Raw genomic sequence first — 12,438 nt, 5'->3', positions numbered from 1 at the left:
CACAGCGAGACGAAAGGAAGCGATGACGGAGCGGCAGAACAGAGCGGCGATACGCGCCGAAGGGCTCACCAAGAGCTTCGGGGGCACACAGGCCCTGGCGGGTGTGGACCTGGAGGCAGCACCCGGCACCGTACTGGCAGTACTCGGCCCCAACGGAGCGGGCAAGACCACCACGGTGCGCGTGCTGTCGACGCTGCTGCGCCCTGACGGCGGGCAGGCCTGGGTGGCCGGGCACGACGTGCGCGAGGACCCCGAGAGCGTGCGGCGCAACCTCGGCCTCTCCGGCCAGTACGCCGCGGTCGACGAGAAACTGACCGGCCGCGAGAACCTCTACCTGGTCGCCCGCCTGTACGGGATGGGGCGGCACGCCGCCCGGCGCAGGGCGGGGCTGCTGCTCGAGAGCTTCCGGCTCGAAGACGCCGCCGACCGGCCCAGCGGTACGTATTCCGGTGGCATGCGCCGGCGTCTCGACCTGGCGGGCGCGCTCGTCGCCCGGCCGCCCGTCGTGGTGCTGGACGAGCCGACCACGGGGCTCGACCCGCGCAGCCGGGCCGATACCTGGGCCTCCATCCAGGAACTCGTCGACGGCGGAACGACCGTCCTGCTCACCACGCAGTACCTGGAGGAGGCCGATCAGCTGGCCGACACCATCGTCGTCATCGAGCACGGCAGTGTGGTCGCCCGGGGTTCGGCGTCCGAACTCAAGGGCCGGGTCGGCGGCGAGCGGCTGACGCTGACCGTCGCCGAACCCCGGGCGCGCGCGGCGGCCGCCGAGATCCTGGACGCCCTGGGCCCGCACGCACCGGTCCTGGATTCCCGGACGGGTCGCTTCACCGTCGCTACCGAGCAAGGCGCTCGGGGCCTCGAACACGCTCTGAGCCGCCTGCGGCTGGCGGACATCGCCGTACGGGACGTGGCACTCGCGCCGCCCACCCTCGACGACGTCTTCCTGGCCCTGACCGGGCAGCCACAGACGTCCCGCGAACCAGCGACCACCGAAGTGATCGTCGGCGCGGGCGCACCGGAGGCAGGGCGATGACGTCGGTACGGCGGCTGGCCCGCGACTCGTCCATCGTCGCCTGGCGCAACCTGCTGAACCTGCGCCGCACACCGGGTTCGGTGATCGCCGCGCTGGTGCAGCCGGTCATGTTCGTACTGCTGCTGGCGTACGTCTTCGGGGGCAGCCTCGGCGGGGCGGACTACCGGACGTTCCTCATGGGCGGGATCTTCGCCCAGGCCGTCACCTTCAACTCGGCGTTCACCGCCCTGGGCCTGGCCAACGACATGGACAAGGGCATCGTCGACCGGTTCCGGTCGCTGCCCATGCCCAGGATGGCCGTGCTGCTGGGCCGCACGATGTCCGACCTGCTCATGAGCACCGTGACACTGGTCGTCACCTCCCTGTGTGGGCTGCTGGTGGGGTGGCGCGTCGGCGCGTCCGCCGGTGACGCGGTGCTCGCGTACCTCCTCATCCTGCTGTTCGCCTTCGCCATGTCGTGGGTCGGTGCCGCCATCGGGCTGATGGCCCGCAGCGTGGAGGTGGCGCAGAGCGCGGGCCTGCTGTGGCTCTTTCCGGTGACTTTCGTGTCGTCTGCGTTCGTGTCGACGCATACGATGCCAGGCCCGCTGCGGGCGGTGGCGGAGTGGAATCCGGTCTCGGCGACGGCGACGGCCGCACGAGACCTCCTCGGCAACCCCGCGCCCGGTGGCGTCCCGCTGAGCGACGCCTGGCCCGTCGTACACGCCCTGCCGTACGCGCTCGGCTGCGCATGCCTGATCACGGGGACCTTCATGCTGCTGGCGCTGACGCGCTTCCGCCGGGTGACCCTCGGGTGAGCGACTGAGAACACGCGGGCGGGAGCCATATGCGCGAGGCGGCACGACGGTTCGGCTTCTACACTCGCCGCACCGGCACTTCGGGACAGCGTACGGTGCGCGCCGCTGAGCGTCCGAGAGAGCCGCCGAAACCACTCCCACGGGCCGCTGGCGGCCGGGCCGGGCGCCCCGGACTTCCAGTCCGACCCAGGTGCCCTCGACATGCGTCGATGCGGTGCCTCACCGCAGTCTCTTCGTTCGTCCAGCGAGCACGTTCTACACCTCCTTGACCAGCGGGAACGTCTTGGCCTTAAACCGGGAGCCGGTCACACCAGCCATTTGACCTGCTACTTCAATTTGGCGGCAGCTCACCGAGGCGCATACGTTCCAGACGAGTGCGGGCGCGGCCGAGAAGTGCCTGTGCTCGGCTTGGCGCAGCGGCTGGGCTACTCTCCTTCCTCGTGGACAAGTTGACCGCCGATGACCCGCCCCACATAGGCCCCTACCGCCTCATCGCCCGTCTGGGTGCCGGCGGTATGGGGCGGGTCTACCTCGCACGCTCCGAGGGCGGGCGCACCGTCGCGGTCAAGGTCGTTCAGAGCGAGTTCGCCCAGCACAGCGAGTTCCGTTCACGGTTCGCACGAGAGGTGACTGCGGCAAGGCGGGTCGGCGGAGCCTGGACTGCGGCAGTGCTGGACGCGGATACGGATGCGCGAACGCCGTGGGTTGCGACGCAGTACGTGCCAGGGCCCGATCTGCACGCCGTCGTGTCTGAGCAGTACGGGCCGTTGCCTGAGGAGTCGGTCCAGGTCCTGGCCAACAGGCTCGCGTCCGCTCTGCAGGCCATCCATCAGACTGGTCTCGTTCATCGCGACCTCAAACCGTCGAACGTCCTGGTGACCGTGGACGGCCCTCGGGTCATCGACTTCGGGATTGCCCGGGCACTGGACAGCATCGGCGGTGACAGCCTCCAGACCCGGACCGGCATGGTGATCGGCTCGCCCGGGTTCATGTCACCGGAGCAGGTGCGGGGCCGTCATGTCAGCAGCGCCTCCGACGTGTTCTGCCTGGGATCGTTGCTCGCTTACGCTGCCACGGGACGACCGCCCTTCGAAGCAGCCGGCCACGGGGTGCACGCCCAGCTATTCAGGGTCGCCGAAGAGGAGCCGGAACTGGACGGGGTGCCAGCAGGGCTTCTTGCGCTCATACGGGAATGCCTGCAGAAGGACGCGGCACTGCGCCCCACACCGGGCGAAGTCGCAGCCCGCACCACCACCGAAAGCGGACGTGAATGGCTGCCGGGCGCGCTCCTGGCACAACTAGGGCGTCATGCCGCACAGTTGCTGGACTTCGACCCGCTGCGTCCGCGCACCTTCCTTGTCCCCGAGCCAAGCGTCGTTGCGCCGGTCGCAGCCCAGGCGGCTCCCGCGGACCGGACGGGGCGTCGACCCGCGGTGCCCTCGTCGGCCGCGTTCGCGGATGCCCTCACTGTCGGAGGGGCACAGAACGAAGCGGCGGGCCCGCACGATCCGCCGCGGACCCGGGCGGGATGGCACCGTCCCGCCCTCGTCGCGGCCGCAGCAGCCGCCTTGGCCCTCGCCCTCGGACTCTTCGCACTCCGCCCCTGGCAGGACGGCAAGCAGCAGGAAATCATGGAGTCGGCCCCCACGGCGTTACGGGGGAGCTGGGAAGCCGCCCTCGACTGGAAGGGCCCTGACGGCCTCTCTGTCGACGGTCTCACCGCCCGCCTGGTCATCGGCGCCGGGGACACCATCGAGTACTCCCTGTTGAGTCGGGACAGGCTGTGTGTCTGGGAAAGCTCCATCACCGCCTCCAGAACCGGATCCGAAAGCGGTTCCGAGGGTGACGCGATCAGACTCAGTACGCGACGGCTGAAGAGCACGATCCCGAAGACCGAGGCAGCCCGCTGCGAAGACAACACCGACGACTACGGCAATGTCTCACCGAACGGCCTGGGGGCGTTCGTCACCACATCGGGTGACAGGTACGAGTGGGCCCACGACTCAAGCTATTTCGACTACGGCAACAACGGAAGCACCACCTACAGAACCGACGAATTCCGGAAAGCGACTCCGGCCAAGGGGCCGCTGCCGCCCAACTATCAGGGCTCGTGGAGTGGCCGGGGCAAGGACGGCACCTACCGCCTCGAAGTCACGCTGGGCTACGGAGCGGCGAAGCAAGGCATCCGTCTCGTGTCCATCAGCAACGCAATCGGGGAAAAGTGCGCCTACAAGGCCACAGTGTTCTCCCGGGAAGCGGGCCTGCTGCGCACCACACCCGCAGAGCCCGCCGACAGCACACAGCCATCGGGGTGTACAAAGAGCGCCCCGTCATTGACCTTTCAAGAGAGCAAAGACAATGGACGACGGACAATGTCCCTCGAACCCATCGGCGGTGAACACACACCCCTCTTTGAAGCCGCGCACTGGATGGGACAGCTCAACGCTTCAGGCAACTGAGGCCACGGCGGCTCGTTTCCTTCCACCCCTGTCTTGACGGGTCACTCAGGACGCGTAACCCCACGAAGTCGCCCCGCCACGTGGCCAAGGACACCATCCCCCCATTGCGGCAGCGCCGGGCCTTCCTCGGGCCCGGTGAGGTCTACCGCCTTTGGCCGGTGCTGCCGTCCGGCCGGAGGCCGTCGAGGTCGAGTCCTTCGCCGGCCTCCATCGCGGCGGCCTCGGCGCTGCGGGGGAACAGGGTCTGCTCGTATGTCCGCAGGGCGGTTTCCGGGTCGTCGCGGTGTGTGGCGAGGGCGAGGGCGAGGTCGGCGCCGTCGAGCATCGCCAGGTTGGCGCCCTCGCCGTTGGGGGCCGTGAGGTGGGCGGCGTCGCCGAGCAGGGTCACTCCCGGCACCCGCTCCCACCGGTGCTGGTCGGGCAGTGCGTACAGCGGGCGCAGGAACGGCCCGAGGTCGCTTTCGGTGATAAGTCCGGTGAGCTCCGGCGCCCAGCCGTCGAACTCCGCGGCGATGCGTCCGGCGGCCGCGGCGGCATCGGTGAAGTCGACGGTGTCGAACCATTCCTGCGGTTCGTGCAGCCCGATGTACACGTGCAGGGTGTCTCCCTTCTCCCGGTGGGCGAAGATTTCCCGGCCCGGCTGGAGCGCGATCATCGATCCGCCGCCGACCGTCTTCGCGGCGGCCGGATGCCGGGTGGCGGCGTCGAACAGGTAGGTCTCGACGACCGATTTGCCGATGTGCTGGGGGGTGGCGGCGGAGACCAGCGGCCGCACCCGGGACCACGCGCCGTCCGCGCCGACCAGCAGGCGTGCCACGACGGTGCTGCCGTCGGCGAACGTCACCTCGTGGTGGCCCCGGCGCAGGGTACGGGCGGCGGTGACCTTGCGGCCCCACCGGACGGTGCCGGCCGGGAGCGAGTCGAGCAGGATCTGCCGCAGGTCGCCCCGCTGGATCTCCGGGCGTCCGCCGGTTGGGTCGTCGGCCTTGTCGAGCAGGACGGTGCCGTTGGGGTCCAGGAACCGCATGGCCTGGCGCCCCTCCAGGACAAGGCACAGAGCCCGAAGAGCGGTTCATGCGCAGGCAAACCCGGTTCACGGGATGGCAAAACCGTGGAGGAATGGTCCAGTCCGCCGGTCCTGCGCCTGCCTGGGGTCGGTTCCCGCAACGGGCACCCGGCGCCGAGATTGGTCTAGTCCTGCATTGGTCCAGGCCATTGACCGGCGCCTGAGAGCGGGGCTATTCCCTTCTCACTGCCGCCGCACCGCCGGGAGACCGGCAGCCGTCCCCCCACACCTTGGACCGCCATGAGAAGCAGACGCTCCGTCCGCACCCTGTTCACCACCACCGCCGCCGTCGCGCTGGCCGCGGCCGGCCTCACCGCCACGGGCCTGAACACCGCCCAGGCAGTCGAATTCAGCGCTACGGCCCCCAGCGGTACGGCACAGGCCGCGACCCCGCTCCCCGCCCGCGTCTTCGCCCCCTACTTCGAGTCGTGGACCGGCGAGAGCCCGGCCGCACTGGCCGCCCAGTCCGGGGCCAAGCATCTGACCATGGCGTTCCTCCAGACCGCCACGGCCGGTTCCTGCACCGCGCTCTGGAACGGCAACCCCTCCACTCCCGTCGCCGCCTCCTCCTTCGGTAATGACATCAAGGCCATCCAGGCGGCCGGCGGCGACGTCATCCCCTCCTTCGGCGGGTACACGGCCGACACCACCGGCACCGAGATCGCCGACAGTTGCACCGACGTCAACCAGATCGCGGCGGTCTACGAGAAGGTCATCACCACCTACGACGTCTCCCGCCTTGACATGGACATCGAGGTGGACTCCCTGGACAACGCGGCGGGCATCGACCGCAGGAACAAGGCCATCAAGATCGTCCAGGACTGGGCGGCGGCGAACGGCCGCAAGGTCGAGTTCTCCTACACCCTCCCCACGACCACCAGGGGCCTCGCCGAGAGCGGGCTCGCCGTGCTCAAGAACGCCGTGGCCAACGGCGCGCGGGTCGACGTCACGAACCTCATGACGTTCGACTACTACGACAACGCCACCCACAACATGGCCAACGACACCGAGACCGCGGCCCAGGGCCTGTACAACCAGCTCGCCAAGCTCTACCCCGCCAAGACGCCCGCCCAGCTCTGGGGCATGATCGGCGTCACCGAGATGCCGGGCGTCGACGACTTCGGCCCGGCCGAGACCTTCACCCTGGCCAACGCCACCCAGGTCTACAACTGGGCCGTCGCCAAGGGCATCAACACCCTCTCCTTCTGGGCGCTCCAGCGGGACAACGGCAGCTGCCCCGGCGCGCCGGCGGGCGACAGCTGCTCCTCCATCCCGCAGAACACCTGGGACTTCACCCACATCTTCGCGCCGTTCACCAGCGGTACGACCACCCCCGCCGACGACTTCTCCCTGACCGCGATGCCCGCAGGCGGCTCGGTGGTGGCGGGGGGTTCGGCCACCTCGACCGTGAAGACCGCGGTGACGAAGGGCCAGGCCAAGACGGTTGCGCTGAGCGTCAGCGGCGCGCCCGTCGGCATCACCGCCACCCTCAGCCCCGCCTCGGTGACCGCGGGCGGGTCCTCGACGCTGACCGTGAACACCACGGCGGCCACCGTCTCGGGCACGTACACCCTGAACATCACCGGCACGAGCCCGCCGGCTCTGCACTCCACTCCGTACGTCCTGACCGTCACCGGAGGCACTCCCCAGTGCACGGCCGCCCCGTGGGCGAAGGCGACGGTCTACACCGGCGGCCAGCAGGTCTCGCATAAGGGGCACACCTGGAAGGCCAAGTGGTGGACGACGGGCGAGGAGCCCGGGACGACCGGCGAGTGGGGCGTGTGGCAGGACCTCGGGACCTGCTGAGCCCGACTCGGCCCCGAACGACCGGCGTTGACGGCGCCCGGCAGTCTCTCCCCCAACTGCCGGGCGCCCTACGGAAGCGAAAACTCCAGCACCGAACCCGCGTGAAGCGTGAGACGTACGAGACGCAGGACACGCCTGATGAGACGTTGTTCGCGGCGATCGTTTACGTGCTGGTCAGCGGGTGCTCATGGCGGGCCTTGCCGCCGTGCTTCGGGGTGTCGAAGTCGACGGTGCACCGTCAGTTCATGATCTGGTCGAGAGCCGGCGTCTGGGGCCACCTCCATGAAGCGGTGGTGCACCGCTTGGACGACGCCGGCCTCGTCAACGTCTCGCGCGTCGTGCTGGACTCCGCGTACGTGCGGGCTAAAAAGGGGGCGAACACACCGGTCCGAGCCCCGTGGACCAGGGTAAGCCGGGTTCCAAGATGCACATCCTGTCGGACGCGAACGGACTGCCCCTGGTCGTCGGCCTCTTCGCCGCGAACGTCCACGACAGCCTTGCCCTGAAGCCCATGATCGCCGGTCACCAAACGCGACACGACCCCCACCGCGGGCGCTACCTCAAACCCACCCGGCTGCACGCGGACAAGGCTTACGACATCCCCCACCTGCGGAAATGGTTATGGGGCAAGCACATCGGCGTCCGCATCGCACGCAAGGGCATCGAGTCCAGCAAACGGTTGGGACGCCGCAGGCGGGTGATCGAGCGGACCATGTCGTGGCTGACCAGCTACCGCCGACTCAGCCCACGCTACGAACGCCACCCCGCCAACTACCAGGCATTCCTCGGACTCGCCGCCGCCCTCTGCTGCTACAAACGGCTCGTCCGACTCACCACATAGGGCACCGTCTAAGAGGTGTCAACCACCGCACGTCAGGTCCTTCGTGGGCAGTCTGCCGGTGGTCAGGTAGCGCGTGACGCCGGCGTCCGCGCAGGACGGGCCGGCCACCACCACGCCGTGGCCCTCCCCGCCGGCCACCGTGATCATGCGTGCGCCGTGCAGCGCCCGACGCATGCCCCGGGCCATGGCCAGCGTCGCCTGCGGGTCCCACTGGTTCTGCACGATGAGCGCGCCGGCGTCGTTGTTCACCACGGTGGCGGGCTCCCTCGCCGCCGACTTCCAGAACGCGCACGGCTGGATGTTGGATCCCAGGTCGCCCGCCAGCGGGAACCCGACCCGGTCCCGGATCGCGTCCCGGCGGTACCGGTCGGGATCGCGCGGCCAGCTACGGGTGTCCCCGCAGAAGACGGCCCATACGACGGAGGACGCGTTGTCCACTGGAACGTCCGCGCCGAACGCCCCCGTCTTCGCTCCCGCGTCGGCTGTCCGGGCCGGGGCGGCGCCGGACGTCTCCGGGCTGTCCGGTGCCTCCCTCCCGTCCTGCGCTGCCGGGGCGAACGGTGTGGCCGGCGCGGGCGGTCCGCCCGCGGCAGCCGCCTTCAGTGCGACGATCCACGGGGTGACGGCCTCGGCGCGTACGAAGGCGCCGTACTCGGACCGGATGGCACCGCCGCTCAGTGTTCCGCCCGTCGTCGGGACGGGTGTGCGGTCGGCGTGGGCGACGAGCTCCCGGTACGTCTTGCGGACCGCTGCCGGAGTCGCACCCAGTCCGTACGCGGCGTCGTGTACGGCGGCCCACTCGGTCCACCGGGTGAAGGCGAGTTCCGCCCCCGCCGACCACCCCTGGAACAACCCCCGCCAGGCGAGCGCCGGATCGAGCGCGCTGTCGAGCACGAACCGGTCCGTGCGCCGGGGGAACATCTGCGTGTAGACCGAGCCCAGGTAGGTTCCGTATGAGTACCCGAAGTAGGAGATCTCCTTCTCTCCCAGCGCCGCTCGTACGATGTCCATGTCCCGTGCCGTGTTGCGGGTGGTGAGGTGGGGCAGTACGTCCCCCGCCTTGGCCCAGCACTTGTCGGCCACCGACCGGGCCCTGGCCACGTCCTTCGGGAACGTCTTCGCGGAATAGGGGTGGTGGAAGGTCTGCTCGTCGCCCGTCAGGCCACAGCTGATCGGTGAGCTCTGCCCGACTCCGCGCGGGTCGAAGCCGATCAGGTCGAACTGCTCCCGCACCTCCGCCGGCAGCACCGGCTCCATCTCCACGGGCATGTTCAGCCCCGGACCGCCCGGGCCTCCGGGGTTCATCAGCAGCACACCGTGCCGCTTCTCCGGATTTCCCGTCCTGACCCTCGATACGGCGAGGTCGATCTTCCGGCCTTTCGGGTCGCCGTAGTCCAGCGGCACCTCGACCTTCGTGCACTCGAACGCCGCCGGGCGGTCGGTGTCGCAACGCTCCCAGCGGAGCTCCTGATGTGTGTACCGTTGGAGCGGTTTCTCTGCCGCGGACGCCGTGATGGGGGTGAGCGCCGCCGTCATGGTCGTCACCGCACCGACCGCCAGCAGGGATATCGTGCGTCCGCCTCGTAGAACCATGCCCGCCCTCTGTCCAGGTGTATAAGTGTCTCGGATCGCCTCAAGTCTCTGATCCGTGCCGGCCGCACCGCTACGACGTGAGGATGGACTCAAGATCCGACCTGGGTGGCACGGCACCGCTCGCGGCCTCCTGCTGAGGTCTGGCTCCTCGGCGTTCGCCCTTACGGGTGGGCGGCCGGTGGTCGCGTCGTCGGCACCCGGCGGGTCCGGGCGGACGCGGCCACCCGGTGAGCCTTCACTCCCTAAGGGATGCCTCCGTCCCTTAGGGGGACCCCGGCGTCCCCCTAGGGCATTCCTCTTGCGGTATGGCTTCTCGGGCGGGTAGCACACCCTCTCTCGCAGGGTGTGGCGTGGGGATGTGCGGGTGTTCAGTCCCTTGGGTCCCTCGGTCTCGGAGCGCGGGGCCGATCAGGACCTGCCCGCCCGAAGTTAGCGGCGCCCTGACGTGTGGGGGGTCGATGTCGCAGGTGGGGCGGGAGATAGGGCAGACGGTGCACTGTGCCTCGTGGCGGGCCGCGCAGTAGTGCCGCGAGCCCCGGCCCCGGTGGTGAGTTCTTCGGCGAGAGCAGTGAGAACTTTCCTAGGAATGGTGCGGGATGCGGTGACAGTCCAGTCGGGGTAGTGGATGCTAGTACTGCAACGGTGTTTGCCGTGACTGTTGGCCAGCTCGTTCGTTGGTGTGGTTATGGGTGGGGGCCTTGCTGATGTCAGGCTGTGGGCGGGTGAACTGAGTGCTCTGCATGAGCGGTTCGTGCACCGCTTCAACCAGGAAGAGCCACGGCAATCTGCTCTGGCGTACATGCGAGGGCTGATCGCGCCGCTGGAGCGGAAGAACGGCTGGACGCTTGCGGAGGAGGCCGGACATGCGGGCCCTGACCGCATTCAGCGGCTGCTGAACCGGATCGAGTGGGATGCCGACGAGGTTTTGGACGACGTGCGCGACTACGTCGTGGAACACCTCGGAGACCCAGATTCCGTCCTGATCGTCGATGACACGGGCTTTCTGAAGAAGGGCATCCGCTCGGCCGGGGTGCAAAGGCAGTACTCGGGCACCGCCGGCCGCACCGAGAACAGCCAGATCGGCGTCTTCCTCGCATACGCCACCAGCCGCGGACGCACCCTGATCGACCGGCGGCTATATCTGCCCACCTCCTGGACCGACGACCGGGAACGCTGCCGACGGGCCGGCATCGACGACACGGTCGTCTTCGAAACGAAGGTGGCCATGGCCAAGTCGATGGTCCGCCGCGCGATCGCCGGCAAGGTGCCCTTCCGATGGGTTACTGCGGACGCCGCTTACGGCTTCTCCAAAGGCTGGCGCCACGAGCTCGAACAGGCGGACGTCTTCCACGTTATGGCCACCACCCGCCACGACACCGTCGTCACCCGCTTCGCCCTCGACCACTCCGTCCACGACCTGTTTCCCGGGCTGCCGCGGCAGAAGTGGAAACGTCGTTCCTGCGGCGAGGGAGCCCACGGCCGGCGGATCTACGACTGGGCCCGCGTCGAAGTCCGGCCCCGGCACCGTGAGGACCGCCGGCACTGGGTTCTCGCCCGCCGCAGCGTCAGCAGACCTGAGGAGATCTCCTACTACATCGCCTACTGCCCCGCCGGCGCCACGCTGGACGAGCTGATCCGCATTGCCGGAAGCAGGTGGGCGGTCGAGGAATGCTTCCAGACCGCCAAGCAGGAGTGCGGCCTGGACGACTACCAGGTCCGCCGCTATCCCGGCTGGCACCGCCACATGACCCTGGCCATGGCCGCCCACGCCTGCCTGACCGTCCTGCGGGCCCGACAACTGGACGCGGACAAAGCAGAAACGGATCCTCCCAGCTCGTCCACCTCAGCCTCGCCGAGATCCGACGCCTGATCACCCGACTCACCGACCGCCGTCCCACCCCGGCCGACCACACCCTGCACTGGTCGGCCTGGCGCCGGAGACGGCAGTATCAAGCTCGACTCAGTCACTACAAGCGCCGTGGACATAGCCCCTGAAAACTGCCTACCACTCAGAACAAACACCGTTGCAGTACTAGGGCGTTTCCTTCGGATCATCTGATCGTTGGTTGATGTGTGTCGTTGACTGATGCTCAGTGGGCCCGTATTGAGCCGTTGCTTCCCGACCGGATTCCTCGCCGGGGTGGACGATGGCGGGATCACCGGCAGGTGATCGACGCGATCGCGTTCAAGTACCGCACCGGGACGCCCTGGATGGACCTGCCCGAGCACTTCGGGTCCTGGAAGGGCGCCCACAACCGGCTGCGGAAGTGGGCCGCCGACGGCACCTGGGAGAAGGTCTTCACCGCCCTGCTCGCCCAGGCCGACACCGAGGGCGACCTGGACTGGGCCGTCGCCGTCGACTCCACCGTCGTGCGTGCCCACCAGCACGCCGCCGGGGCCCGGCAAAAGGGGCCCCGGCAGGCGAGCCCGCCGACCATGCCCTCGGACGCTCCCGCGGCGGACTGACCACCAAGATCCACCTCGCCGCAGACGGCCACTGCCGCCCGCTGGCCTTCGTCCTCACACCCGGCCAGGCTGGTGATGCACCCGCCTTCACCCAGGTCATGGCCCACTTACGAGTACCGCGCCCGACCGGCCGCCCCAGGACCACACCGGATGCAGTCCTGGCCGACAAGGCCTACTCCTCCCGCGCGATCCGCACCCATCTCCGCCAGCGCGGAATCAGGGCAGTGATCCCGCAACCAGCCGACCAGGTGGCCCACCGCAAACGCCGCGGCACCCACGGCGGGAGGCCGCCGGCCTTCGACCGCGACGCCTACACACAACGCAACACCGTCGAGCGGTGCATCAACAAGCTCAAACAATGGCGCGGCCTG

Annotated in this window: 6 protein-coding genes and 3 pseudogenes; 7 read left to right on the top strand and 2 right to left on the bottom strand. The window is 69.1% G+C overall.

The features are described from left to right. The first annotated feature begins 22 nt into the window (after positions 1-22). From ACIP93_RS36730 to ACIP93_RS36720, 3 genes are all read left to right on the top strand, one after another. Positions 23-1,039 (top strand): ATP-binding cassette domain-containing protein, encoded by a 1,017-nt coding sequence (locus ACIP93_RS36730; RefSeq protein WP_401766536.1) that lies wholly within the window; start codon positions 23-25, stop codon positions 1,037-1,039. Further along, positions 1,036-1,836 carry an ABC transporter permease gene (locus tag ACIP93_RS36725; protein WP_401766533.1) on the top strand — a complete coding sequence of 267 codons (801 nt, stop codon included), beginning with the start codon at positions 1,036-1,038 and terminating at the stop codon, positions 1,834-1,836. Before ACIP93_RS36730 ends, ACIP93_RS36725 begins: the two co-directional genes overlap by 4 nt. A 440-nt stretch (positions 1,837-2,276) precedes the next feature. Beyond that, complete coding sequence (locus ACIP93_RS36720; RefSeq protein ID WP_401766531.1) at positions 2,277-4,295, top strand: serine/threonine-protein kinase; 2,019 nt, start codon at positions 2,277-2,279, stop codon at positions 4,293-4,295. Positions 4,296-4,437: 142 nt separating this feature from the next. Here the strand turns inward: ACIP93_RS36720 and ACIP93_RS36715 are convergent. After that, positions 4,438-5,346 (bottom strand): annotated as a pseudogene (locus ACIP93_RS36715) (FAD-dependent oxidoreductase); the annotation flags it as partial. Positions 5,347-5,601: 255 nt separating this feature from the next. Here ACIP93_RS36715 and ACIP93_RS36710 point away from each other — a divergent pair. After that, the gene (locus tag ACIP93_RS36710; RefSeq protein ID WP_401766528.1) at positions 5,602-7,167 is read left to right on the top strand and encodes a chitinase; all 1,566 of its coding nucleotides are present in this window, start codon (positions 5,602-5,604) and stop codon (positions 7,165-7,167) included. A 119-nt stretch (positions 7,168-7,286) separates the two neighbouring features. After that, positions 7,287-8,008, top strand: a pseudogene (locus tag ACIP93_RS36705) (IS5 family transposase); the annotation flags it as partial. A gap of 18 nt (positions 8,009-8,026) precedes the next feature. Here the strand turns inward: ACIP93_RS36705 and ACIP93_RS36700 are convergent. Beyond that, positions 8,027-9,601, bottom strand: a complete 1,575-nt coding sequence (locus ACIP93_RS36700; RefSeq protein WP_401766525.1) for an alpha/beta hydrolase — start codon at positions 9,599-9,601, stop codon at positions 8,027-8,029. Positions 9,602-10,286: 685 nt separating this feature from the next. Here ACIP93_RS36700 and ACIP93_RS36695 point away from each other — a divergent pair. Further along, the gene (locus ACIP93_RS36695) at positions 10,287-11,471 is read left to right on the top strand and encodes an IS701 family transposase (RefSeq protein WP_401766621.1); all 1,185 of its coding nucleotides are present in this window, start codon (positions 10,287-10,289) and stop codon (positions 11,469-11,471) included. A 203-nt stretch (positions 11,472-11,674) separates the two neighbouring features. Continuing rightward, a pseudogene (locus ACIP93_RS36690) lies at positions 11,675-12,438 on the top strand (IS5 family transposase); the annotation flags it as partial.

The organism is Streptomyces sp. NPDC088745, assembly GCF_044751045.1.
GTDB lineage: Bacteria > Actinomycetota > Actinomycetes > Streptomycetales > Streptomycetaceae > Streptomyces > Streptomyces cremeus.
The sequence above is the reverse complement of the archived record's forward strand: the minus strand, read 5'-3'. Positions and strand labels throughout refer to the sequence as shown.

What these genes read in the sequence shown, in the direction of transcription:
- ACIP93_RS36730 (WP_401766536.1), top strand. Translation starts at nt 23, where the DNA reads ATGACGGAGCGGCAGAACAGAGCGGCGATACGCGCCGAAGGGCTCACC.
- ACIP93_RS36725 (WP_401766533.1), top strand. Translation starts at nt 1,036, where the DNA reads ATGACGTCGGTACGGCGGCTGGCCCGCGACTCGTCCATCGTCGCCTGG.
- ACIP93_RS36710 (WP_401766528.1), top strand. Translation starts at nt 5,602, where the DNA reads ATGAGAAGCAGACGCTCCGTCCGCACCCTGTTCACCACCACCGCCGCC.
- ACIP93_RS36700 (WP_401766525.1), bottom strand. Translation starts at nt 9,601, where the DNA reads ATGGTTCTACGAGGCGGACGCACGATATCCCTGCTGGCGGTCGGTGCG.
- ACIP93_RS36695 (WP_401766621.1), top strand. Translation starts at nt 10,287, where the DNA reads ATGGGTGGGGGCCTTGCTGATGTCAGGCTGTGGGCGGGTGAACTGAGT.